Origin of the sequence: Cytobacillus sp. FSL R5-0569, from assembly GCF_038007265.1 — a bacterium.
Classification (GTDB): Bacteria; Bacillota; Bacilli; order Bacillales; family Cytobacillaceae; genus Cytobacillus; species Cytobacillus kochii.
The window spans coordinates 822,352-847,547 of record NZ_JBBOWW010000001.1; the positions used below are offsets into that span (position 1 = coordinate 822,352).

A 25,196-nucleotide genomic window follows, 5' to 3' on the forward strand; every position below is an offset into this window, starting at 1 on the left:
TGAGAGGAGATTACGGCATTTATGTTTGAAAAAATAGGAAGGGGTGAGGGCGTTGTATAAAGAGAAACCAATGCTCTCATATAAATGATAACCTATCGACCCCAATTTTAATAAGGAAGAACAAAAAGATTTGGTTCTCCGGGGATTTATACCATATATTCAACTGCTTTTCTTGTGGATTTTGTGTGTCAACATGCCATACCCCTATTTCCCCACACATCATTCTAATTTGCTTATTATCTTTCGAAGAAGCACATCTTTCAACTCTAGTATGTAGTCTTCAAAGAAGTCAAATTAACAAAATATTAATAATATTGTAACTTCAATTGATGTTAATTATGATATACCATAAATAAGTAGATACATAATTATTTCAAAGTGATTATTGCTTGAAAAACTCATAGAAAGTCCTATCTAAGATTGGTATTAGCAGCTCTTATTAGAGTGTTGATATAGACAACCATTATAATGAGGAGGAATTCTATGTTGAAAAAGTCGTTGCTGTTCTCTTTGTCTCTTGTTTTATCATTGCTTGTTTTTCAGTATGATTTATTACCTGCTTCTGCTTTGCCTCCAGATCTGCCATCCAAATCTACTACCCAAGCACAACTTAATTCGTTAAATGTACAAAATGAGGGATCCATGAGTGGCTATAGTCGAGAAAAATTCCCTCACTGGATTAGTCAAGGGGATGGTTGTGATACAAGACAAGTAATCCTTAAGCGTGATGCCGACAATTATAGTGGTAATTGTCCAGTGACTTCAGGTAAATGGTATAGCTATTATGATGGCATCACTTTCAATGACCCCTCACAATTAGATATTGACCATGTCGTTCCACTCGCAGAAGCATGGCGTTCTGGGGCAAGCAGTTGGTCAACTGCTAAAAGAGAGGACTTCGCCAATGACCTCAATGGACCACAACTCATCGCAGTATCAGCCAGCTCCAATCGTTCCAAAGGTGACCAAGATCCATCCACATGGCAACCACCTCGTGCAGGTGCAAATTGTGCTTATGCTAAAATGTGGATCAATACAAAATACAATTGGAGTTTGCATTTGCAGAGTTCTGAAAAAACAGCTCTTCAAGGAATGCTCAATAGTTGCTCCTATTAAACAATCAACCAATGAAAGGAGTCAATTAAATGGATACAATCTCATCTGTGTTTAAGGCAACTCATGGTGTTATGACTACTGAGGTTGGTGTCATCAGTGGGGATCTTGAATTACGAACGACATCTGACAAAGAAGGTAACCTCACTCTTGAGATTACTTATGTAGATGCGGATGAATGGTACACACTTCCAGGGGGAAACTATCAGTTACATGACACTCGGGACCATGATGTGATACACCGGATGTTAATTGCAGTATTAAACAGGCAATAATCATATATGTAATGTGGCGTTCTTGAATGTGGAAGTCGGCGTGAAGGTATTCAAGCTTTAATTAAATTGAAGGATAGCCATATTCAATAAACCATGGAAAGGAGTACCGATGTTTAATTGGCTAACTGAAATAGAAGGACATCCTTGTTCAATAGATGAGGGAGAAATAAAAGATTTCAGAATGAGGAAAATAATTGTAAAGAAAAGTCCGAAAATGATGAGTGCTGTTTGTCAGTTATTCGCCGCCGTCGATATCATTAATGAAGAGTCTAGTATGATGGTCTATCCAATACCTGATGAACAGGCGAGATTGCTTGTGATGGAGATGGCTGCTCCTCATTATGAGGAAATAAAAGAAACCATTATTGCTGGACGGGTAAAGGAAATGAATTTATTTCATTTGAAACCAGAATCAAGGATCATTATAGAAAAGCATCTCCAAAAGAATGGGTATCCGGCTATCCAAGATTTATATAGAAGAAAACGAATAAAACTCTCAGATACACCACAAAAAATAAAATATTATCTCATCAATAAAGAGAAAATCGCACAATTAAGCTCAAGAGAAACGGAAGAAGTTTTCTCCTTTTTTCATGCAACCTTTTTTGTTCAACAGGAATCGATTCTCCTTCAGCCTACTGGTTGGCAACTAGAGGATGAGTTAATCACATCTTATACTATTCGCACATTTAGTAGAATGGCTGGAGATCTCGTTCTTTGGGTAAATGAAAATTCGAATGATGTAGTTGGATTAGAAGTGTATCGTAATAAAATTCCACTTCCAATTGTTTCTAATTTAAGCTAATATGAATGAGATAATAGATAATAGGAGAAGATGCTTATGTTTAATCGTAATCGTAATAAAAACGTAGAAACAGTTGACCAAGAAGTGGAAATAGATAATATTTATACCATATTACCCCCTCCAGGTACGATTATTGCTGAAGCAACAGAAGAAGAAATGGAGCAAGCAGCCGAATTAGAAATACGTCATATGGCTTTTATGAGATTACAAGAGATGTATGTACAGTTCGATGGTTCTTCTTATAAAGAATTATTGCAAGATTTCCAAGAGTTCGAAAGAGATTCAACAAAGTTTTGGAGAACAGTAGCAAAAAGACTGGCTGTTCCTTATGAATGGCCGATTAGAATTGATCATGCCAATGGCCCCATTTATATAGGTGAACATGAGGTAGTTGTCGAAGAAGAAGAAGAATAAAATAACTTGTTAGAGATAACCTATTACCTTCATGGATAATAGGTTTTTTTTGCGGATGGCAGAAATAATCATAGTAAATGGACAACTAATCACTAGATTAATCAGGTCGCCTTACTTCTACATTTTATTGTGGAGGATTTTTAAGGGTTAGAGTAATCCAGTATTCTCAAATATTGTATAATCATTCATTGTATGCATTTTGACGTTAGTTGATTAATTTTGTTAAAATTAATGTTAATATTGTCTTATAAATGTCATTCAAAGTAAAAGTTGAATGTGTTACTGTATAAGGAGGAAACGAAAATATACAGGTTAATAGTATAAATATTAATAAATAAGAATAGGTGGGGGAAACAACAAAGAGTATGCATACGATAAAAATAACCAACAACAGAGGACAATTAGTTGAGTGTATAGAATACGAGCAGGAGAAAGATTTTCATAGAGTCTTAGAACAATTTAAAAATAACCCAATTTATAAGGAATGCTTATTGGAAGAATCTAAAGGACAAAGGGTAGCGAGTTTAAAAGTGGATAGTGTGAATGGTAACATCCATTCTAACTAAGCAACTCTAGAATTGAATGAAAGTTCTGAACGAAGAATAAGAATCAGTTATTGTTTGAGGCAACAATAACTGATTCTTATTCTTTATTTCGTGTAGCGGTGATTACCTATGAAAAAGCAGATCCTACTCATGACGTTGACTTCTTCTTCGTTGTGACAAACAAAGCGACTAAGCAAAAGGCGGCAAATATGTTGAAACTAAAAGGATAGGAATTCATTTCAATGGAGATACCGGCGAGATAGGAACCTAATGATTGCCCGATTCCCAGTGCGAAAAAGGATAAACTTACTCCTAAAGCCGGCAAAACGGGAAAAATCCTCGTGGCCCAGACAATACATAGTCCCGTGAGGAAAACGTAGGTACTGCCAAATAGACCAGCTGAAAGGTAAATAGCCACAGCGCTTGGAATTGTTAATAGAAAGATAGACGTTGCTAGTAAAAAGACAAGTAATCGGTAAGAAAGGGACAATCCCAGTTTTTGAATAAAGTTTCCTGAAACGCCTCCAAGTATGCCAGCCAATCCTATGATAATCCAGAATATCACACTTTCATTGATTCCTAGTCCATAGCTTGAAGTTATGAAGCTTCTTGAAAAAGTCCAGTAAATTGAAGAACTTCCGCCGATTAAAAGGGAAGCAACTAATAAATATTTTGCTGTTTTTATAGCAGATAGATATTTAATATTGTTATCTGATACCGATTCCTTTTTCTCATCAGGAGGAAGAGAAAAATGATTCCAAATCAATACAAGAGCAGCAATAACAGCAAATAGTAAGTAAGCTAATCGCCAATGATCAGTCAATAAAATAACGATGGGTCCGGTCAAAATAATACCAAAGCTGGTTCCACTATTGATCCATGTGTTTCCTTGGTCGAGCTTTTCTTTTGATAAAGTGTTTTGCACCATTTGACTTAATGCTGGAGAAGCTAATCCACTACCTAAACCAGCTATAAATAGGCTTATATTTAAGTATAAAATAGATGGCGCACTAGCCATCCCTAGTAGTCCAAAAACGGCTGTAAAACCAGCAAAGAGATTCACTTTCCGGTAGCCAAAATGTTTAATCAATAAGGCTGAAAGTAATAAAGCAAGTGCATAGGCGATAAATGCAATGGAACTCCCTAGCCCAGCTTCACCTTCACTCATGCCCAATGTATTCGAGATATTTGGGAGAAATAAGCCATAACTTAAGCGGGCAAGTGCATATGTGACAGCAATCATTGCTAATCCAGGTAGTATTACTTTTCTCATGTTTATTCACCTAATTCAAATAGATATAACGTTCATTATATTTTCTTGAAATAAAGAGCGAGACCCTCTATTCCGAAAACAAACTCGATACTGAATGATGAAATTCTGTTGCTACAGTCTCTATAGCAAATACTTCTGCCAAAGCGGTAGCTCCTTCAAATAACAATTCAAGCCTTAGTGCCTCGTTGCTATTCAATCCTTTACTTGTGAAAAAATCAATGAGCCGTCTTTTATGTTGTTCAGTAAAACTGACAATCTCACCATTAAATGAAGGTTCTAAAGAATACTCCTCTCTAGCCCGCAGAAACATACAACCATTTGAACCGTTTATTCTTAACCAATTGATGTGTGCCTCGGCTAATCGAATAGCTAAGTTGCCCTGATTGGATATGGCATTTTCTAAAATGTCAAAATATCTTTCATCTCTTCTACGTAACACTTCTAAAATAAGCGCTTCTTTCGATGCAAAGTGGTTGTACATTGTCATAAGAGCCACATTAGATTCTTTAATAATTTGTTTTAAGCCAACTGTATGAAAGCCGTGCTGATCAAATAATTTCTCTGATTTTTCAAGTAATTGCTCTTTCTTTTTACTCATTTACCCACACATCCTTTAGATATAACGTTCATTATATAAATAGTAAACCATTAAAAGGGGTTTTTCAATTAAGCTGATTCGTTTGGATAAAGGAGGTAGGAACATAACAAAATGAGCTAAAATCAAAAACGAACAATTACAAATTATGATTTATAAAACTCCTTTTACCAAAAATTCCATTGCCCTCGCGTACACTTGCTTCCCGCGGGGAGGGGCTTGAGCCTCCTAGGGCATTACCTGCGGAATCACAAGCTCCCCCTCTATTTCCCACAGGAGTCGAGTGTCTTCCGCTCCGGTCCACTATTTACTTCATATAAAAAGATAAATTACAAAAAACCCGAATGATTAGCTGTTAGATATACCTAATCATTCGATAAATCCTTAGCTAGCATACTGATATCCTAACCTCTTTTCCTTCTTACTTTTCTTGCATTCTTTTTACATTCTCTGAATGATACGGTGAATCTTTTACTTCATTTACTACACTAAATGGATTACCATCTATATCGAAAAAATCGAAGAACGCCATCTCTCCCATATGTTGAATATCAGTCGTTATGACTCCATTTTTATTAAAATACTGATGAACTGTTACGATGTTATCCACGACAAAATTATAATAGGCGTTTTTTTGGTTATCTTGTATAGTGAATTCCGTCGGTTGTGGACGATTCACTTTGATTAAAGCTAACTGAGTTGACCCAGTAGGTAAATAAAATCCCGCGCCCCCTTCCCAAACATCAATTTTCGTCGCACCTAAGTATTTTACGTACCATGAAGAAGATTTTTCAATATCTGACACAGGAATAAAAATGCTACCGACTTTAAACATAGGTTTCCTCCTAAAAAATTGGCTTAATTATAATAATAATACAAAAAGTGAAATATTTTAAATTTTTAAATATCAATTGATTTAAATATGTATGATTATCTATTCGGTGTAGATGATATGAATGAAGATGTATGTTAAAATATACGAACAATTGTTCTTTTTAGGAGGGTTATGATGAGAAAAGTAGTACTATATATTGCTCAAAGTTTAGATGGTTATATCGCAACAAAAGAAGATTCACTAGATTGGTTATTTAGTGTGGAGTCAGAAGGAGATAATGGCTACGGTGAGTTTATCAACGGTGTGGATACAATCTTAATAGGAAAGCGTACGTATGATTGGGTAATGGAACAAGAAAAGGGAGAATTTCCATACAAGGATAAGGAATGTTTTGTGTTCTCCCGATCAGTGAATGAAGATACGGAATATGTGAAATTTATTCATCCAGATATTAAAGCATTTACAAATCATTTGAAAAATGGTGAGGGAAAAAGCATATGGCTAATCGGTGGGGGTGACTTACTTTATACATTCTTACAGGAAAATCTTATAGATGAAATGATTGTTACTGTTGCACCAAGAATCATTGGTGAGGGCATTCCCCTTTTTAAGGCAGGTGATTATCAATTCAATCTTTCTTTAATAAGCACGAGAACCTTTAATCAATTTGTTGAATTACATTATGTTGTGGAAAGGTAATGTTTCGAGAATTAATGTTCTGTCAAAATCATTCAATCGTGTTTAATTAAAAAGGTTTTGACAGTATTAATTGTATTTTTTCCGGCACTTGTGAAGGTAATGATATGGCAAAAAGAAAATGTTGAACCATCTGACATAGTATAAGTGCCATCCGCTGACGCAAGTTTTCCATGGGTGATAATTCGCTCAATATGTAGAGATAAAACATGATTATTTTCAGTGTTAGCAAAGAAATGAAATAGGCTCTCTTTGCCAATGATTGACTGATGGTTCACTCGTTGCCATTGGATATCCTCTGACAAATAGTGAGAACCTTGGGAGGGATCTTTACGAGCAAAAGCATGTATCATTTCTTTAATCGTCTCTTTTTTTGGTGCATTGCTACAATCTTTTGGGTAAGTAAAGGTAAAGTCCATTATACTTTCACTCCTTTTTATGTATCTTACCGGATTTTTTGTCTGATTGACAAATCTATGGAGAACATAATATAGTTATTATTAATAAAAGAAGGGAGGATCATTAAAAATGACTGCAAGTATGAGATTACGCCACGTTACTTTGAACAGCTAATTGAATAATGTTCAAAGGCTCTGTTTTCATAAACAGGGTAAACGGGAGTAGTCTGCACATTTTTAATGGTTTTCATCGTGATAATTTCGAATAGAAAACGCAGATTGTCTGTGTTTTTTTGTTATCTCTAAAACAAATACCACCATATACGTTTACCCTAAACACAGACAACCGAGCGCGTCTGTGTTTTTTTATGATCACATTCCTTTAATCACTCAACTAAAGGAAGTGGCAGCGTGGGACAATTAACATTAGAAATAAAAAATATTGAGGTGACATATCTAGATCGTATTATTTTAGAGATTCCTTACTTATCAGTCTACCAGTATGATCGAATTGGGATTGTTGGGAAGAATGGTAGTGGTAAAACGACCCTATTAAAGCTTATGTATGGGGATATCTATCCTTTAAAAGGAAGTGTGAGTAAACAGATTGACTTTGGCTACTTTGAGCAAAAAGAAGTGCCGGAAACAAGGCAAGCAGACGGAGAGTTATTATCAAGGTTATCCGTACCAAATGAGGATGTGAATCATTTAAGTGGTGGTGAACAGACACGATTAAAACTTGCTCAACTTTTTTCCACCTATTATGAAGGATTGCTTATCGACGAACCGACAACCCATCTGGATAGTGAAGGCATAGATTTTTTAATAGATGAGCTTATGTATTATTACGGTTCGCTCATTATTATTAGTCATGATAGATACTTGCTCGATCAATTGGTAACAAAAATATGGGAAGTTGAAGATGGACACGTAACAGAATATGTGGGCAACTATTCTGACTATGAGTCACAGAAACAACTAGCTCACAATCAGCATATTCAAGCATTTGAACAATTTAAGAAAGAAAAACAAAGATTAATTCAAGCAGCGGATGAAAAAATGAAGCAAGCAGAAAAAGTGAATCAAGCCAATCGTTCAATGTCGAAAAAAGAGGCAAAAGCAAAAGCGAACCGAATGTTCATGACGAAATCAAAAGATACAAGTCAAAGGAACATTCATCGTCAGGCGAAGGCAATAGAACAAAGAATAGATCAGTTAGGAGAGGTAAAGACACCGGAAGTTGATCGTGTGCACCACTTCCCACAATCAAAAATTCTTCAAATGCATAATAAATACCCAATAATGGGAGATAGAGTCTCTTTATCTGTTGATGGCAAACGATTATTAACACATGCCAGTTTCCAGTTCCCATTAAGAAAGATCATTGCCATTGAGGGAAGGAATGGTTCCGGTAAAACGGTTTTACTTAAACATATCGTCTCCAATGGGGATGGAATAGTTCTATCTCCTAATGTATCATTTGGTGTTTATCATCAGCATAATTATTTATTAGAAGGTGTACAAACGGTTTTAGCATTTATGAATGAAAACAGTGTATATGCTGAAAGTAAAGTTCGTACAGTCCTTCATTCTATGGGTTTTGAAGGGAATGACTTGCAGAAATCGGTAATGACCTTAAGTGGTGGAGAATCAACCAGACTTGTATTATGTCAGCTATTTTTAGGAAGTAATAATGTACTCATCTTAGATGAACCAACCAATTTTCTAGATATAAGAGCCATACAAGCATTGGAAAGTTTTCTTCATGCATATGAAGGGACTGTACTGCTGGTAAGTCATGACCGAACTTTCGTGAAAAGAGTGGCGGATCATATTTTTAAAATTGAAGAGCAACAAATAAAACAAGTGAAATAAAGGAGAGATAAAAATGGATAAAAAAGAAGTGAAAAGACTAGCTAACAAACATGGATTAATGATTGATGAGGAAGAAATTAAAATAAATGAATCAGGTATGGATTTCTTAGTTGCACATGTTGTAGATAAGGAAAATAATCAGTGGATATTACGTATACCACGCCGTGAAGATTCAATGACTCGTTCAAAACAGGAGCATGCGGTACTTGAAGTACTTTATAAACATACGAGCATTAAAGCACCGCATTGGGAGGTTTTTACGAATGATTGTATGGCCTACAAACAATTAGACGGTATACCAGCTGGCACAATCGATCATGAGATACAAAACTATGTTTGGAGCTTCGATAAGGAAAGTGATTTGACAAGGTATCACGCAACGTTAGGTGAAATACTGGCAGAACTTCACCGAACGCCGATTCCCTATGTGAAAGATATTGGTATTAAAATTTTTAATAGTTCCCAAGCAAAAGAGGAAATGAGTTCAAGAATGAATAAGGTAAAGGAGATTTATGGGGTAAAAGATGAACTTTGGAGACGTTGGCAGAAGTGGTTGGCGAATGATCGCCTATGGCCCAATCATACAGGATTGCTTCACGGTGACGTGCATCCAGGGCATATTCTTGTGAATAAAGAGAAAGAGGTAACAGGATTGATAGACTGGACTGAAGTAGCTGTCGGTGATGTATCTATAGACTTTACTTCTCATTATTTAATTTTTGGAGAAGAGGGGTTAGATGCAGTCATCTCAGCTTATGAAAAAGCGGGCGGCAGGACATGGCCATTTATGAAAGAGCATATCATCGAACTTGTCAGTGCAGCAGCCGTTGGAGTAGCTGAATTTGCTCAACTCTCTGGCTTGGAGGAAATGGAGAAGATGGCAAAAACGATGCTTGGTGTAGATGGGGATAATGAGGAGAGCATCAAATAAATCCTAGAGATACTCAACAAGCGAGCAAAGACTGTGAAAAGATTTGCTCGTTTGTTTTTACTATCATTCGTTTGAAATCTACAATCGTCATTTGAAAACAGGGTGAAGCAACATACGACGATTATCCGTAGGTGATCCATTGTTGAACTGAACCATTAAGAATAATGAAGGTAATAGAAGAATAATGTCGAATCCCACATAGGAAGAACAGCAAATGGAGGTTTTTCGGGTGGCACATTTACTCTATCAACTCTGTATTCAGGGCGAGATCACACAAATCTATCAACAATTAATAAGAAAGGAGCATCGTACTGCAGAAGAGGAAGCCGTGTTGAAAAGTTATCAACAGCGCTTCTTTCAGAAGAATGAACCTTTTCAACATGTTGATAAGTGGATAGCAAATGTAGTTAATTGTTATCACAGCTATTTTATAGATGTTTTAACTAGGAGAAAAGATGTTTCTCAAGCGGAAAGTGATCTATTAATAGGTTTAGGTAAATCAACATTTAGCCATGCTCAGTCGATGGAAGAAATAGAAGAAGAGCTGAGACAAATATTTAAAGAGAAAGGCTATTCATTCGTCGGAGGAAGGACATTTCCACATTATGGTCCATATATTTGGCAAACTACAGAAAGTAAAAAGGTAGATGTTGAACTTTTAAATGAATTAGAAACGGTTCAAGTATTTTTCCTCGATGATTTTTTGATGCTGGGTTGGCTAGACTATGCCACTTTTGGAGAAATAGGAGCAGGTGGATGGGCATCGAAGGAAGGGATCTATTGTATACTTCCTCGCTATAGAGAATATTTAAATGAAGATCAGTTCCTCGTTTCATTTTTAAAGCATGAAGCTCAACATTACAACGATTATAAACATTACCCGAATTTAAGCGGGTGGGAGCTGGAATATCGCGCAAAATTAATCGAGCTCATCTATTACTCAGACCATCGTTTGCTAGAAAGGTTAATCCATCAAGCCATAAATAATGATATTCCTCATAACTATGCATCTTACCAAATCATGCAGCAACTATCTACATTCTTTTTCAAGAAAAATGAACAAAAAGATATGGATAAATGGTTGAATATACATTATAAGGAAATCTGTCAATATGGGAGAAAGCTATATTGTCAACATACAGATATGTTGAAAGGGTTAAGGACAGGAGGTAAGAACAGTCTTTAAAAAGTTAGCTTATTTTATTATTTTATTTAGCTGGGTTGTATTATTTAGTTATTTCTATAACCTTTTGATGCCAAAGAGCTGGCTTTATCTAGCCATTGGTATACCAGCCCTTTATTTTAGTACAAGTTTTTTCATAGATAGAATGAAAGGTGAAAAAAATTCTTGAAGCGAAAGGTTTATGATTTTTATTCCAATGCTTGTAGGTCATCGACAGTAACAAATCGATAGCCTTCTTCTGTTAAAGCTTTTAAAATTTCTTCGATCACTTGAAGTTCGTCACCAGATTGATCATACATTGGATGAAGGAGAATAATAGAACCAGGGTGGATTGCTTCTAATACATAGTCGATTTTTTCCTCTGGTGTAGTGAAAAAAGTATCAGGTTCAATATTCCATGTAATCGTTTCTTTTTCTTGTTGCTTGAGATAATAAGGTAGGAATACTATTTTTTTGCCGTTTGGTGGTCTAAAGTCTATCTCGCCTTTATATCCCGCTTCATGGATAAGTTCATCGGTTTTATCAATTTCCTCTTTAATAAATGTCGGTGACTTGAAAATCATTCTTGCATGTGAAAATGTATGATTACCAACTTGATGATCAGCTTCAATAATTGCTTTCGTTTCTTCGGGAAACTTCTCTATATCTTGACCAATCAGAAAGAAAGTGGCCTTTGCATTGTATTGTTCCAATAAGTGAAGAACCTGTTCCACATTTTTAGTTGGACCATCATCGAAAGTAAGAGCAACTACTTTTTCATCGGTTTCAATGCTATTTGTTATGTTTCCGAATAATTGATATGATCTTGCATTCATTAATTCATAGCTACCGAATAAAAGCAAACAAAGTAACAGTAACGACAAAAGGATTTTAAGGTATGTTTTTTTTCTCACATTACTATTTCCTCACATTTTAGATTTCATTAGTCTTGATTATAACAAAAAAATGAAAAAGGACTGAAACTATTTCTGTGTAGATTCGTATAACATAGTAGAACATTGCAATAACGAAAGGGGATACTCCATGGGAGAACTATTTATATTCTCACTCATAACCGCTGTGGTAAGCGCAGTTATTTTGTTTCCAGTCTTATCTTTATTTCAAAAGGGGGAAGAAAAGAAAAAAAACCCTTCATTTAACGGGTTCCTTTTTATCTTCGTTCTTCTCTTTATTATTATCTTTAGTATTTATTATTTCACTAATTTAGATCGCAATATGAATGGTCTTGTTATCGGTTTAACAGTGTTAGCTGTACTTGGCGGTTTCTTTGCTAAAGGTATAGAACGTAAGGTTAAATTAGTACTAGGTTTAATAGGTATCATAGCTATCGCTTATATGTCTTTCGCATTTGTCTTTAATGCAGATAAGAAATTTGAAAAAGCACAAATGCAGGTCGAAGAAGAAATTGAAACATTTGATGAGAATGAAACACCAGCAAGTGTGCCGCCTGATTTTGCTCGTAATAAAATGAAGAAAGCTTTTGGGCAAGTGCCAAACACGAGCTATTATGAACTTGGGAGTTTACAAATACAAAAAGTAGATGGGCAATATGTGTATATTGCACCAGTAGAATTTTCCGGTTTCTTTAAATGGATACAAGGTGATACTACACCAGGGTATTTTACTGTAAGTGCAACAGACTCTAGTGCCAATCCAAAGTTTATTAAATCGGAAATGGCTTATACACCATCTTCCTTCTTAAACAAAGATATTTATCGCCAGATTCGAATGCAATACCCTGATTATATTTTCTATGGTGATGTGCAATTAGAAATTGATGATGATGGTAAGCCTTTTTATATTCGCACCTATGGTGAATTTATTAGCGCAAGAAACGGTTTTAATCCATTGGGGATAGTGATGGTTGACCCGTTAACAGGAGCTGCTAAGCAATATAAATTAAAAGATGTACCTGCTTTTATTGACGGAGCTGTTTCGCCGGAGACAGTTAGCTTGCATAATAGCTACTTCGGAAAATATGTGAATGGCTACTGGAATAGTTTATTTGGAAAATCTGATGTGAAGTTACCATCAGATGAAGGTACAGAAGCGAATGTGAGTCCTATTTTTGATGAAAAAGGCGATATGTATTATTTCACTGATTTCACCAGTCCGAAAGAGGGCGTTGACTCTATGCTAGGATATTCTTTGACGAACTCTCGAACAGGTGAAGCGACTTATTATACGGGGAATCTTGAAGAGTCTTATATGGATTCTCAAGGGGCATTACAAATTATCGAAAAGAAATTCATTGAGAAAAAATGGTATGGTAAAATGCCAATCCTATATAATTTCTATGGTGAAGCAAGCTGGTTAACACCGGTATTAGATACAAATGGCTTCTTGCAAAACTATTTTATCGTTTCAGCTGCGAATCCGGAAATTGCTGTTTATGCTAGTACACCAAATGATGCATTGAAGCAATATAAAACAGCTCTACAACGTGGTAGTGGAAGTGTTGAAGGAAGCTCTAGTGCTGAAGAAGTCCAATTAACAGGAAAAGTAGTTAGGGTATATAAAGAAAGAGTAGGGGAATCAACAAACGTATCCTTCCTTTTGGAAGATGGTAAGAATTTCATTGCCTCTACTGAAAACAATCCGCTAGCGATCTATTTGCAAGAAGATGATGAAGTAGAGATGACCTATTTAAATACAGGTGAAATGTTTTTACCTGTTAAAGAAATGACCATTAATGGATTAGAATAACAATGCTTTACTTAAAACGTGCACAATTCTGTTATGAAAACAGAATTTGTGTGCGTTTTTTTATTTGGTAGCCAATTTCATCTATTTAACCATTGTCTAACTATTTTTTACTCTTTCTTTATTTAGTGAGGATGGTTTTTCACCCGTTATTTACTAAATTATTTTATGAATAACAAATTTATAGAGGATTAATAGGTTGAAATCGAGGAATTTAGGAAAAATAAGTATGCAGTAACTGCCTGAGACATTATAAAAGAGATTTGCCGTTTAGAGAAGAGAACATGGGACTCCGCCCATCCTGAACAGCTCGCTATGGGATTTCTTTGTTTTGCTACTGCTTCATGTGTGAACAAAATCTTGTTACGCAAATGCAAAAAAGGGGAGTCGAAAGGATTGGAATTGTTATTACCATATTTAGGTGTATTATTCGTTATTATCTGTCTTGAAGGATTACTTGCTGCTGATAATGCGGTCGTATTAGCATTAATGGTCAGTCATTTACCTGAGAAACAACGGAAAAAAGCCTTATTTTATGGCTTAGTTGGTGCAATGGTCCTTCGTTTCGGGTCATTATTTATTATTTCTTTCTTAGTGAACGTCTGGCAAGTTCAAGCATTAGGTGCGATATATTTATTAATCATGTCAATTAAAAATCTATATACTTGGTTGAGAATGAAAAAGAACAATCATTCTCAACAACAGGAAGAAATCATAGAAGAAGCTACACAGAAAGAGTTCTGGTGGACTGTATTTAAAGTAGAATGTGCAGACTTAGTCTTTGCGATTGATTCTATTTTAGCTGCCGTTGCTTTAGGTGTAACCTTACCTGAAACAGATTGGGGTCATATTGGTGGACTGAACACAGGTCATTTCCTTGTTGTATTTATTGGTGGACTAATCGGTGTCCTTCTCATGCGTTTTGCTGCTAATATCTTTGTTGATTTACTTCATAAACGTCCGAACCTTGAGGGTGCCGCTTATCTGATTGTCGGTTGGGTAGGTGTGAAGCTACTCGTAATGGTCCTTTCACACGAAGACATTGCTTGGTTACCAGAAGGATTTGCCCATTCAGCCCTTTGGCAAATCATATTTTATGGCATATTACTTGCGATCGCAGTAATAGGTTGGTTTTCTTCTAGTAAAAACCCAGCATGAGTTGTGTTTATAGAGGATGTTTTAAGTACATGCTAAAAAAGAAAAGCAGTGGATATAATGAAGTATTCATATCCACTAAGAAATTTGTTGTGTCTTAATTAATGGGAAGGATAATCCTCACTTTTGTCCCAATACCGACATCACTGTGTACTTTAATTGACCCTCCATGAAGTTTGACGAGTTGTTTAGTGATTGCCATTCCTAATCCGGTACCAGTAGAAGAATCAGTCGTATTTGTCCCACGATAGTAGCGATCAAACAAGTTATCTAATGTTTCATCGTCCATACCAATTCCATTATCCTCAATGGTAATGATGACCAATCTCTCTTCTAACGTCTGCGTCGTAATCGTTATAGTCGTTCCTTTTGGGTTGTATTTCACAGCATTCATAATGAGATTATCTAAAATTCTTTGGAACCATTTAGGATCGAGAGAAATAATCAATTGCTTTGTTTCTGATTGCAGATCAAAAGTATAGGCATACTCATCTTGCATATTCATTGTCTGAATAATTGTCCTACGTATCGTTTCGTTCAATTCTATTGATTCTTCTATAATAGGTAAACTGTTATTCTGTAAACGATAAGTTAAAGTTAGGTCTTCGATAAGCTCCATCATGTAATGGGATTTCTCATCGATTGTGTCAATGAAATGTTTTTTTTCATCTAGGCTCCATTGATATTGATCGGAATTTAACATTTTTGTGTAACCTACAATAGAAGAAAGCGGTGTTTTCAAGTCATGTGATAAGCCACTAATCCAGTCTTCTCTTGTTTTAGCTTGTTTTTTTCGCATTTTTTCATTTTCTTCTAGTTGGATGGTTACAGCAGAGAGTGTTTCCATTACTTCTTTATAAAGTCTATATTTATGCTTAATAACTCCAGACTTATTATAGAGCTTTTGTTGATGTCTAATATTTGTAGGAGACGTATATTGTTTATTCCCTAAATTTTCAATCCATTGGATCACTGTCGTTACAGGTGATGCGAACTTACGCGAATATAAAAAGCCACTAATAATAAAAGTGAGTAATAAAGCGATTAGGAGAGCGATCAGTGGATATTTTAAATGATATATAAACGTTGTTGCTTCAACATCCTCTTTTATCGGATTAGGGACAGAGACAATGAGTGTCTTATTAGATTCCTGATTGGAAATACTCTTTGTCAAAAAGCTATTATTGTTACCTAATTGATAAAGTTCTTTAATAGACAGTCTCTGCTCTTTGTTGAAGGTATTCAAGACTGTCCCATCCAGTGTAGATAAAAACACGGATCCATCTACACTCATTACTTCATGTTGAAGATCCCTTGGTAATTGCAATTCATCTGTTGTCCAGTTCATATGTGAGGCGATTTCATCAATGAGCTTCTCAGCTTTATTTCTTTGCCCAAACATGACAATGAGTGGCTGTTCACTATCATTATATAACTGCCAACTATAATATCGATCGTAATCCTCCTTATGATCTATCAAAGCTGAGAAGTTCATTTCTAACTCTTTAGGCGAGTATAAATGCTTTATTAGCTGCCCTTTATTATCAAATATTAATAACCATCCAGATTGCTTTTTTACTAGCTCTTTTAACTCTGATTGGATGGTGACATGCCCATTGTTTAGTTGTATTTGATCCTCTAAAAATAGTTCGTCAGCTTTCCCAACATTCCCTTCAATCTCCGCCTTTGATAAATAATAACCAAAGAAAACAGTAAAGGTTAAAAGAATAAAAGAAATGAAGATAAAATAAAAAAACAACTGCAAAAGAAATTGAGTAATAAAACGTCGATGAATACTCATTTTGGGGTATCCCTACTAACAAACTTATAGCCAAGCCCTCGTACAGTCACAATCCATTTTGGATCACTAGGATTGTCTTCGATTTTCTCTCTTAACTTTCGAATATGAACCATTACCGTATTATCTTCTCCTAAGTAAGGCTCCCCCCAAACTTGCTCATAAAGCTGTCCTTTACTGAATAGTTGATTAGGGTGCTTACATAAGAAAACGAGTAATTGGAATAATTGAGCTGAGAGATCGATTTTTGTCTTGTTCTTATATACTTCACCTGAATGAATGTTGATCTCAAGGGAGCCAAAGTTGAATTGCTTTAATTTTTTTGATGGTAAATGAGTTTGTTGTCTACGTAAATGGGCAAGTATCCGTGCCACGACTTCAAGTGGATTAAAGGGCTTAGTAATATAATCATCAGCGCCTAAGGCAAAACCTGATAACTTATCTAGATCGGATGCTCTCGCCGTTAGAAAAAAAATGGGTGCATTAGTGATCGCACGTATACTTGGACAGATGTCAAAACCACTTTTACATGGAAGCATCACATCTAAAAGGATTAAATCATACTCGTTATTTTCACATAATGATAAAGCATCTTCTGCTGTGCCAGTCGTATGTATATGGTTAAAGCCTTCTTTTTTTAAAATCGTCACTAACATCGTACAGATTGACTGTTCATCGTCTACTATTAATAGTCTGCTATCATACAATTTCTATCATCCCCTAGCTAGTATTCCGCATATATCATATCATTTTTAAGAAGCGATTGTGGAAATTTAAGGTAGAATTAAGGTGATGTTACTCATTAGGTAAGGTCAGTCTATTATAGTATTTCGTAAGGAGGGAATAACATTGATGGCAATTACAAAGAAGGAATTCTTTCAATTATTCAAAAGTGTGAAATCGATTATTATGATTGTTGTTCTTTTAGTCAGTTCTTATTATTTTGCAAAGTATACGGAGCAATTAGTACCAATTCTGGAGTTAGAACAAACTTCAAGTTGGTATGCGGGTGGTCTACTAATAATCTTGCTACTTTTTGGTCCATTATTCGTGATGTCATTATCACATGATGTCTTAAATCGAGAATTGAGTGAGCGTACGATGCGCTTTCTTGTCACGAAGACATCCAAAGCAAATATTCTGTTTGGTAAATTTTTAGGAGTATGGATTTTTTGGTTTGTCTGTTTTACTGTCTGTTATGTAATAACGTTGTTTTATTCTAAGTCATTTGATGGGCGATTATTTTTGGAAACAGTAAGTTTATTAACTTACCTTGTCGTTATTACATTATTGTTATCAATTGTCATTAAGAGTCCACAATATACAATGTTTATTGGTGTGATTTTTGGGATGGCCTTTTCAATCTTTCAAATGGTTATATTAGAATCTACAGCATGGTATAGCTATCTAAAATATTTGATGCCGCTATTCTATATGCAAGACGAAGATTTTAAGTTTCTTATCGTTTTTTTACAAGCTGCTGTTATGTATAGTATGACTTATTTTATTTTTAAAAGGACGGATTGTTAAATGAATGTGATAGAAACGAGAGATATAGTAAAGCGCTTTGGTAAAGTCGATATTGTAAAGGGGATAAACTTAAAAGTAGAAGAAGGAGAGGTTTTCGGTTTTCTTGGTAGAAATGGGGCAGGAAAATCTACTTTTATAAATATATTAACAGGTATTCTTCGACCAACTTCTGGCTCATTTAGTATTCTAGGAGAAAAGGTACCAAATGAAGAAGTGAAAAAAAGAATCGGAGTATTGCCTGACTATACGGCATTCTATCATCATATGAATGCAATTGCTCATTTAAAATATTTTGCCAATATTTCTGGAAAAAAAGTGACGACTGCAGAATGTTTACGTGTCTTAAAATGGGTTGGACTTGGTTTAGATGCGAATAAAAGAGTGGGTAAATACTCATTTGGGATGAAGAAAAAACTAGGGTTAGCTCAAGCGATTATTCATGATCCGGAAGTATTATTTTTAGACGAACCAACCTCGGGATTAGATGTTGAATCTGCGATAGAAATTCAACAATTAATCATTAAGTTAAAGGAAATGGGGAAAACGATATTTTTAACTTCGCATAATTTATATGAAGTTGAAAAGCTCTGTAACAGAATTGGAATTATGAAAGATGGCAAGCTACAGAAACTTGGTACAATTGCTGAACTTAAAGCGTATTACCGGTCGAAGCTGATTGTGACAATGAAACATTCAATTTTTCCGCAAGATCAAGAACATACGGTCATCCAATGGTTAAATAATATGAGTGAAGAGATACAACGAGAAGATGAGAAAACAATAATAACTTTAGAAAAGGAGGAACAAATTGCTCAAATTGTAAGAGCTTTTAACCAATATAAAATTGATATTTTTCGTATTGAGGTAGATGAGCCTAGCCTTGAGGAAGTATTCTTAGAAGGATAGACCAGATTTTAAGTATCATAAAGGTAGCCTATAAAACCATTCTTGGTTCGGGCTACCTTTTATTTTTTACATTTGAGCTAAAGAAAAAATTAACAAATAATTTCAAAATAACACTAGATTTTTTTTTCATTCCATCCTATAATGAAAATGATTCTCATTATCAAACAGAATCTCTGAATGAAAATCGTTTTTTATATGGGAATGTTAGTGGCAGCAACTGTAGGGAAGGTTGAATAGTAATGAGTGAGAAGCATCTTTGTATAGGGTTATCATTATCACCTACTTGGTTAAATGGCTGGGGTTGGCGCAAAAAAGATAGTAGTGCAGAACGTATATTTTCTGCTGATTTTTACATAGAGCTGACGAAAAAAGCAGAAGAAGCAAAGTTGGACTTTGTATTCAAACCAGATGCATTATTTTTGCATCCAGAAAGAGTCAATATATCACCAGCGATGGGAGGATTAGATCCGACATTGTTGATGACGATGCTAGCAGAGCACACAAGTCAGATTGGATTGGTCACAACTGTTTCGACTACTTTTAACCCACCATACGTGATTGCAAGGCAATTACAGACTCTTCATCGATTAAGTGAAGGAAGAGCAGGGTGGAACATTGTCACTTCTATTGAAGGTGGAGATAATTTTGGCCATAAGAATATGCCTTCTTCAGAGGAAAGATATAATCGTGCGAAAGAGAGCGTAGATGTTATTCATAGGTTGTGGAGGAGTTACCCTGCTGAAGCTTTCTTAGTTGATCGGGATGAAGGGATATTTGCTGATAAAGATAAAATTCATCCAATTGATTATCAAGGTGATTTCTATGATGTGAGAGGACCGCTGAATTTACCTGCTCATCTTGCTGGAGAATTACCATTATTTCAAGCAGGTGCTTCTGATGCTGGGCGTGAGTTTGCTTCTGGTGTAGCATCAGGAATCTTTGCTGCCACACCTACAATCGAATCAGCGATAAGTTATCGTCAAGATTTGCGCAATCGTGCAAAGTCAAAAGGTAGAAAAGCTGATGATATTGTTGTATTACCAGGATTATCACTTTTCTTAGGAAATACAACTGCTGAAGCAAAAGCGCTTTATCGTGATGCTTTTGCACATCTAAGTCTGGAGCAACAATTGGCAATGGTACGGCGTATACTGGGCCTGGATCTGAGTGGATTTGCTAAAGATGACAAAGTAACTGCAGCGCACATACCGCATAATGATCGACAAGTGTATAGCAAAACACATGCAGGACTGTTAAAAGATTACATTATCAAAAATGAACCAACAGTTCAGCAATTACTATCAAGGCCAGAGGTTATCAGTTCGGCTCATTGGATAATCATCGGCACAGTCGAGGAGGCTGCACAGCAGATTGAATACTGGCTGGATAAAGGAGCAATGGATGGTTTTATTGCTTTACCAGGTGGTTCAATAAGGTCACTACAACTATTTTTCGATAAGCTGCTACCATTACTTGTAGAAAAAGGATTGTTCAGAGAAGAGTATGAAAGTAATACATTTATAACAAATCTAACAAAGAAGAAGAACTAGAAGGAGAGAATAATAGTGAATAGAAAGTGGATGTTAGCTAGTTTAATGATGTTCATCATGTTAGTATTAGCCGCTTGTGGTGGAGGTAGTAGTGAAGAGTCAAATGCTTCGAACAAAGAGGAAGATGATGCAAAAACCGAAGAAAACAGTGAAGATGGTACAAAAACAATTGAGTACTTAGGTAAATCATACGAAATCCCTGCTAATGCAGAGCGAATCGTAATTACTGGTGCCATGGAAGCAATGGAAGATGCGTTAGCATTAGATGTACATCCAGTGGGTGCTATTTCAGTTGGAGGAGAATTTCCTGAAATTTATACTTCTATCACAGATAAAGCTGAATCTATCGGTGAAAAAAGACAACCGAACTTTGAAAAAGTGCTTGAGTTACAACCAGATGTTATTTTAGCAACATCTAAATTCCCTGCAGATGTAACAGAGAAATTAGAGAAAATTGCTACGACTATTCCTGTTTCTTATATCTCTACTGATTGGGAAGCAAACTTAAAGTTAATGGGTGAGATTTCTGGAAAAGAAGATAAAGCAGAAGAAGTATTAAATGCATATAAAGAAGATGTAGAAACTGCAAAAGCATCTATTGCTGGAGAATTAGAAGGTAAAAAAGTAGCAGCTGTACGTATCCGCGCAGGTCAAGTATTTGTTTATCCACAAGATGTATTCGTCAATCCTGTTTTATATAGTGAATTAGGATTAGAAGTACCAGCAGAGATTGAAGCAGCAGAGAACCAAGCACAACTTTCAATTGAGCAGTTAGCAGATATGAATCCAGACCACCTATTCATCCAATTTGCTGAAAGTGAAAATGCAGAGGCGAAAAACGCTTTAGAAGATTTACAAAACGATCCTATTGTGAAAAACATTACGGCATTTAAAGAAGATCAAGTATATGTAAATACGATTGATCCACTATTAGAAGGCGGCCCTGCAAATAGCCGTGTTGAATTTTTAAAAGCATTACAAGAAGATTTATCTAAATAATATCGCAGGAATAAGGAATATCATCAAAAGATGATAGTACTCTAGCAGTTATTGTCCCATATACACACCATCCATATTTTTTTTCGCTCTCGCCTATGGACCCCCTTTCCGACGTGCTGAGCTATATATCCATTATGGACAATAATTGACTAGATTACCTTTTTCTATATAGAATTTCGAGGCCACCCAATATTTTGGGTGGTCTCATTTGTCTCCGCCGGTATTTAATCATTTTCTAAAAAGAAGGCGTGTTTGCAAGTCACTCAGAAAGGAATCCGGGGATGAGTGCCTCGCAAAAGGTGTTTGCAGGTCACTCAGAAAGAAACTCGGGGATGAGCGCTTCGCAAAAGGTGTTTGCAGATCACTCAGAAAGGAAACTGCGGATGAGCGCCTCGCAAAAGGTGTTTGCAGATCACTCAGAAAGGAAACTGCGGATGAGCGCCTCGCAAAAGGTGTTTGCAGGTTACTCAGAAAGGAATCCGTGGATGAGCGCTTCGCAAAAGGTGTTTGCAGGTTACTCAGCAAGAAACTCGGGGATGAGCGCTTCGCAAAAGGTGTTTGCAGGTCACTCAGAATGGAAACTGCGGATGAGCGCCTCGCAAAAGGTGTTTCAAGTCACTCAGAAAGAAACCCTGAGATGAGCGCCTCGCAAAAGGTATTTGCAGATCACTCAGAATGGAAACTGCGGATGAGCGCCTCGCAAAAGGTGTTTGCAGGTCACTCATCAAGAAACTCGGGTATGAGCGCTTCGCAAAAGGTGTTTGCAGGTCACTCAGCAAGAAACTCGGGGATGGGCGCATTGCAAAGGTGTTTTCAAGTCACTGAGGAAGAAACCCGGAGATGAGCGCTTCGCAAAAGGTGTTTTCAAGTCACTCAGAAAGAAACTCGTGGATGAGCGCCTCGCAAAAGGTGTTTGCAAGTCACTCAGAAAGAAACCCTGAGATGAGCGCCTCGCAAAAGGTGTTTGCAGATCACTCAGAATGGAAACTGCGGATGAGTGCTTCGCAAAAGGTGTTTGCAAATCACTCAGAATGGAAACTGCGGATGAGCGCCTCGCAAAAAGTGTTAGCAAGTCAACTCCGAAAGAAACCCTGGAATGAGTGCCTCGCAAAAGGTGATCTGAGTATAATTTTTATCTTTGGAACAAGTTCCAAATAAATGAAGCCCGTAATTAATAGTTTCTTACTATAGAAAAATTATATAATGATATTAATTTATTATTACTTATTTTACTATATTTACAATTATATGGATTATTAATCATTACAATGGTAAAGATCGTTGCCCCTTAAAAAAATTATTCGAAAGTATAAGCGACGAAAAACAGACAGTATCTTGAATCTACCAAGAAATAATTCGCCATTTAAATAAGACCACAAAAAATATTAGCAAGGTTTATATATTACGAAGTGAGCGAACTATTTTACAAGAATAAAACCCGAGTACGCAAGGTACCCGAGCAATTAATTCTTTATGATTCAACGGGCACACCGTTAAATGGTGTATCACTCAATTTGATCGAATCTGTTGGACATCCATCGATGGCGTCTTCAACGTCAAAGAGGAGATCTTCTGGTATTGGTTCATTTCCTTGGTTATCATCGAGAATGACAAAAGAGATTCCTTCGTCATCATAATCATACACATCTGGAGCGGAAGCACCGCAAGCGCCACAAGCAATACAAGTTTCTTTGTCTACAATCGTATATTTGGCCATGATATAACCTCCAATAAAAGTTTAGATACTAATTATAACTAAAAAAATACGGTTAACTTAATAATGTTATATACGGAATGATAATTGGATAATTATGATTTGTCAAATATTTTAGAAATAAATAATTTACGGTTATAACCTTAATTACCAATGTTTTTGACTTATTATAATTATATTAACTCTATTTTAAAATATCTGATTTTTATTTACATTTAAAAAATTATGTGATAATTTAAGTGAAAATAAATATAACTTTTTTACGGTTGTAAACTTGTAAAAGGTTATATTTATATATGTTTTTTAAATGAAAGCGTTTTAAAAACGGGCTTTTTCTATAGAAGGCTGGTGCTCAAAAGCTTTTTTACAAAAATACTTACACAATCTCCACATAACAACACTGTTCATTGGGGTGTTTCAACGATTAAAATAATTTACTTATATGAGTAGCTATCAAAAAGAAAAAGCCACAATAACCAATAAGGAGATAAAAAGATGATTCTACACAAAGCTGAAACCTTTAGTAAGTCTGAAATGGAAGTGCTACAGTTAGAAGGATTAAAGAAAACTATGAATCGAGTATTTGAACATGTCCCTTTCTATCAAAATAAGTTTCAAGAATTAAATATTACTCCGAATGATATCCAAACGCTTGATGATTTAAGTAAACTTCCTTTCACAAAAAAATCCGATTTAAGAGATAACTACCCTTATGGCTTGTTTGCGGTAGAGATGAAGGATGTCCTTCGCGTACATGCTTCATCTGGTACAAGTGGGAAACCAACGGTAGTTGGTTATACTCAAAATGACGTTGATAACTGGGCTGATTTAGCTGCTCGTGCGATTGCCTTAGCTGGTGGTGAACCGGATGGCATTTTCCAAAATGCCTATGGCTATGGGCTATTTACTGGGGGATTAGGGATTCATTTTGGTGCAGAAAGGTTAGGAATGGCGACAGTTCCGGTATCTGGTGGCAATACCGATCGCCAAATAATGATTATTGAGGATTTCAAACCGACAGTGATTGCAGGTACCCCTTCTTATATTTTGAAAATTGCAGAAGAAATGAAAGCGCAAGGCAAAGATCCAGCTAAGAGTTCCTTAAAATATGGCATTTTTGGTGCAGAACCTTGGACAGAAGGTATGCGTAAAAAACTTCAAGAGTTGTTCGGTATAAAGGCAAGTGATATTTACGGATTAAGTGAAGTGATGGGACCAGGTGTAGCGATGGAATGTCATGAAGAACAACAAGGTCTGCATATTGCTGACGATCATTTCTTGGTAGAAGTAATCGATCCTGATACGTTAGAACCAGTAGCTGAAGGAGAAATCGGCGAACTTGTTTTTACTAGTTTAACGAAGGAAGCGTTTCCAATTATTCGTTATCGTACAGGAGACTTAGCTTCAGTAAAATCTGGTACTTGTTCTTGTGGTAGAACAACGAAAAAAATGTCCCGAATTAAAGGGCGAATCGATGACATGATGATTATTCGCGGTGTAAATGTATTTCCTTCTGAAATCGAGCATTATTTATTACAAATAGAAGAATTGGCACCTATCTATCAAGTACATTTACTCAATGATGGTGTACTGGATAGTGTAGAACTTCATGTAGAAATGGATGAAGTTATGTATCAAAAATCGAACGGTGTCGATTTAGAGGGATATACTTTAGGTTTAATGAAAAAAGTACAGCATTCCATGAAAAATAACTGTCTAGTTTCGATGAAAGTTAAAGTACATCCACCAAGGAGTATCCCGAGATCAGAAGGGAAAGCTGTTAGAATCGTTGATAAGCGACAAGTCGAAGTCATCTTGTGAAAAGATTAAAATGAATAATCAGAAAAATAAATTTGCTTTATAACATAACTATAATATATAATATCGTTATATAAACGTTATA

At 35.8% G+C, this 25,196-nt stretch carries 26 protein-coding genes; 18 read left to right on the top strand and 8 right to left on the bottom strand.

What is annotated here, in order from left to right; genetic code table 11:
* The first annotated feature begins 483 nt into the window (after window positions 1–483).
* From MKX78_RS04330 to MKX78_RS04345, 4 genes are all read left to right on the top strand, one after another.
* Window positions 484–1,116, top strand: a complete 633-nt coding sequence (locus MKX78_RS04330; RefSeq protein WP_307314891.1) for an HNH endonuclease family protein — start codon at window positions 484–486, stop codon at window positions 1,114–1,116.
* A gap of 29 nt (window positions 1,117–1,145) precedes the next feature.
* Complete coding sequence (locus tag MKX78_RS04335; RefSeq protein ID WP_307314888.1) at window positions 1,146–1,388, top strand: hypothetical protein; 243 nt, start codon at window positions 1,146–1,148, stop codon at window positions 1,386–1,388.
* 109 nt (window positions 1,389–1,497) lie between these two features.
* Window positions 1,498–2,193, top strand: a complete 696-nt coding sequence (locus MKX78_RS04340) for a hypothetical protein (protein ID WP_322910093.1) — start codon at window positions 1,498–1,500, stop codon at window positions 2,191–2,193.
* 36 nt (window positions 2,194–2,229) lie between these two features.
* The gene (locus MKX78_RS04345; RefSeq protein WP_322910092.1) at window positions 2,230–2,607 is read left to right on the top strand and encodes a hypothetical protein; all 378 of its coding nucleotides are present in this window, start codon (window positions 2,230–2,232) and stop codon (window positions 2,605–2,607) included.
* 693 nt (window positions 2,608–3,300) lie between these two features.
* Here the strand turns inward: MKX78_RS04345 and MKX78_RS04350 are convergent.
* The 3 genes from MKX78_RS04350 to MKX78_RS04360 form a co-directional block, all read right to left on the bottom strand.
* Complete coding sequence (locus tag MKX78_RS04350; protein WP_341049967.1) at window positions 3,301–4,425, bottom strand: MFS transporter; 1,125 nt, start codon at window positions 4,423–4,425, stop codon at window positions 3,301–3,303.
* 67 nt (window positions 4,426–4,492) lie between these two features.
* Window positions 4,493–5,023, bottom strand: a complete 531-nt coding sequence (locus tag MKX78_RS04355) for a TetR/AcrR family transcriptional regulator (RefSeq protein WP_341049970.1) — start codon at window positions 5,021–5,023, stop codon at window positions 4,493–4,495.
* 418 nt (window positions 5,024–5,441) lie between these two features.
* Entirely contained in the window at window positions 5,442–5,855 is a 414-nt protein-coding gene (locus MKX78_RS04360) for a VOC family protein (RefSeq protein WP_095370479.1), read from the bottom strand.
* A gap of 174 nt (window positions 5,856–6,029) precedes the next feature.
* Here MKX78_RS04360 and MKX78_RS04365 point away from each other — a divergent pair, with 174 nt between their 5' ends.
* On the top strand, window positions 6,030–6,554 hold the full coding sequence (locus MKX78_RS04365; RefSeq protein WP_307314872.1) for a dihydrofolate reductase family protein: 525 nt from the start codon (window positions 6,030–6,032) through the stop codon (window positions 6,552–6,554).
* A 32-nt stretch (window positions 6,555–6,586) separates the two neighbouring features.
* On the opposite strand, the gene MKX78_RS04370 is transcribed toward MKX78_RS04365, so the two are convergent.
* Window positions 6,587–6,970 carry a nuclear transport factor 2 family protein gene (locus tag MKX78_RS04370; protein ID WP_307314869.1) on the bottom strand — a complete coding sequence of 128 codons (384 nt, stop codon included), beginning with the start codon at window positions 6,968–6,970 and terminating at the stop codon, window positions 6,587–6,589.
* A 390-nt stretch (window positions 6,971–7,360) separates the two neighbouring features.
* On the opposite strand from MKX78_RS04370, the gene MKX78_RS04375 reads away from it, so the two are divergent.
* The 3 genes from MKX78_RS04375 (at window position 7,361) to MKX78_RS04385 (ending at window position 10,941) form a co-directional block, all read left to right on the top strand.
* Window positions 7,361–8,824, top strand: a complete 1,464-nt coding sequence (locus tag MKX78_RS04375) for an Msr family ABC-F type ribosomal protection protein (RefSeq protein WP_341049972.1) — start codon at window positions 7,361–7,363, stop codon at window positions 8,822–8,824.
* Between the two features lie 13 nt (window positions 8,825–8,837).
* On the top strand, window positions 8,838–9,755 hold the full coding sequence (locus MKX78_RS04380) for a macrolide 2'-phosphotransferase (RefSeq protein ID WP_341049974.1): 918 nt from the start codon (window positions 8,838–8,840) through the stop codon (window positions 9,753–9,755).
* 229 nt (window positions 9,756–9,984) lie between these two features.
* A complete protein-coding gene (locus tag MKX78_RS04385) occupies window positions 9,985–10,941 on the top strand; it encodes a hypothetical protein (RefSeq protein ID WP_341049976.1) in 957 nt (318 codons plus the stop codon).
* A gap of 185 nt (window positions 10,942–11,126) precedes the next feature.
* Here the strand turns inward: MKX78_RS04385 and MKX78_RS04390 are convergent, their stop codons facing one another.
* The gene (locus MKX78_RS04390; protein WP_341049977.1) at window positions 11,127–11,831 is read right to left on the bottom strand and encodes a polysaccharide deacetylase family protein; all 705 of its coding nucleotides are present in this window, start codon (window positions 11,829–11,831) and stop codon (window positions 11,127–11,129) included.
* Between the two features lie 130 nt (window positions 11,832–11,961).
* Between MKX78_RS04390 and MKX78_RS04395 the strand changes: the two genes are divergently transcribed.
* Window positions 11,962–13,644: a YrzE family protein gene (locus tag MKX78_RS04395; RefSeq protein WP_341049979.1), complete on the top strand. Its 1,683-nt coding sequence runs from the start codon at window positions 11,962–11,964 to the stop codon at window positions 13,642–13,644.
* A 393-nt stretch (window positions 13,645–14,037) separates the two neighbouring features.
* Window positions 14,038–14,799 (top strand): TerC family protein, encoded by a 762-nt coding sequence (locus MKX78_RS04400; RefSeq protein WP_341049982.1) that lies wholly within the window; start codon window positions 14,038–14,040, stop codon window positions 14,797–14,799.
* A 94-nt stretch (window positions 14,800–14,893) separates the two neighbouring features.
* Here MKX78_RS04400 and MKX78_RS04405 read toward each other — a convergent pair whose 3' ends face one another.
* Window positions 14,894–16,597, bottom strand: coding sequence for a sensor histidine kinase (locus tag MKX78_RS04405; protein ID WP_341049984.1), 1,704 nt, complete (start codon window positions 16,595–16,597; stop codon window positions 14,894–14,896).
* The gene (locus MKX78_RS04410; RefSeq protein ID WP_095370469.1) at window positions 16,594–17,301 is read right to left on the bottom strand and encodes a response regulator transcription factor; all 708 of its coding nucleotides are present in this window, start codon (window positions 17,299–17,301) and stop codon (window positions 16,594–16,596) included. Before MKX78_RS04410 ends, MKX78_RS04405 begins: the two co-directional genes overlap by 4 nt.
* A 145-nt stretch (window positions 17,302–17,446) precedes the next feature.
* Between MKX78_RS04410 and MKX78_RS04415 the strand changes: the two genes are divergently transcribed.
* From MKX78_RS04415 to MKX78_RS04445, 7 genes are all read left to right on the top strand, one after another.
* Entirely contained in the window at window positions 17,447–18,124 is a 678-nt protein-coding gene (locus tag MKX78_RS04415) for an ABC transporter permease (RefSeq protein ID WP_095370468.1), read from the top strand.
* Window positions 18,125–19,030: an ABC transporter ATP-binding protein gene (locus tag MKX78_RS04420; protein ID WP_289432908.1), complete on the top strand. Its 906-nt coding sequence runs from the start codon at window positions 18,125–18,127 to the stop codon at window positions 19,028–19,030.
* 239 nt (window positions 19,031–19,269) lie between these two features.
* Window positions 19,270–20,580, top strand: coding sequence for an NtaA/DmoA family FMN-dependent monooxygenase (locus MKX78_RS04425; protein WP_095370466.1), 1,311 nt, complete (start codon window positions 19,270–19,272; stop codon window positions 20,578–20,580).
* Window positions 20,581–20,595: 15 nt separating this feature from the next.
* Window positions 20,596–21,579, top strand: a complete 984-nt coding sequence (locus tag MKX78_RS04430; RefSeq protein WP_328198470.1) for an ABC transporter substrate-binding protein — start codon at window positions 20,596–20,598, stop codon at window positions 21,577–21,579.
* A gap of 281 nt (window positions 21,580–21,860) precedes the next feature.
* A complete protein-coding gene (locus MKX78_RS04435; protein WP_341049990.1) occupies window positions 21,861–22,220 on the top strand; it encodes a hypothetical protein in 360 nt (119 codons plus the stop codon).
* On the top strand, window positions 22,217–22,423 hold the full coding sequence (locus tag MKX78_RS04440) for a hypothetical protein (RefSeq protein WP_341049993.1): 207 nt from the start codon (window positions 22,217–22,219) through the stop codon (window positions 22,421–22,423). Before MKX78_RS04435 ends, MKX78_RS04440 begins: the two co-directional genes overlap by 4 nt.
* On the top strand, window positions 22,420–22,737 hold the full coding sequence (locus MKX78_RS04445) for a hypothetical protein (protein WP_341049994.1): 318 nt from the start codon (window positions 22,420–22,422) through the stop codon (window positions 22,735–22,737). The genes MKX78_RS04440 and MKX78_RS04445 overlap by 4 nt, the downstream gene beginning before the upstream one ends.
* A 313-nt stretch (window positions 22,738–23,050) precedes the next feature.
* On the opposite strand, the gene MKX78_RS04450 is transcribed toward MKX78_RS04445, so the two are convergent.
* Entirely contained in the window at window positions 23,051–23,296 is a 246-nt protein-coding gene (locus MKX78_RS04450) for a ferredoxin (protein ID WP_095370463.1), read from the bottom strand.
* 492 nt (window positions 23,297–23,788) lie between these two features.
* Here MKX78_RS04450 and MKX78_RS04455 point away from each other — a divergent pair, with 492 nt between their 5' ends.
* The gene (locus tag MKX78_RS04455) at window positions 23,789–25,114 is read left to right on the top strand and encodes a phenylacetate--CoA ligase family protein (protein ID WP_341049995.1); all 1,326 of its coding nucleotides are present in this window, start codon (window positions 23,789–23,791) and stop codon (window positions 25,112–25,114) included.
* Window positions 25,115–25,196 lie beyond the last annotated feature (82 nt).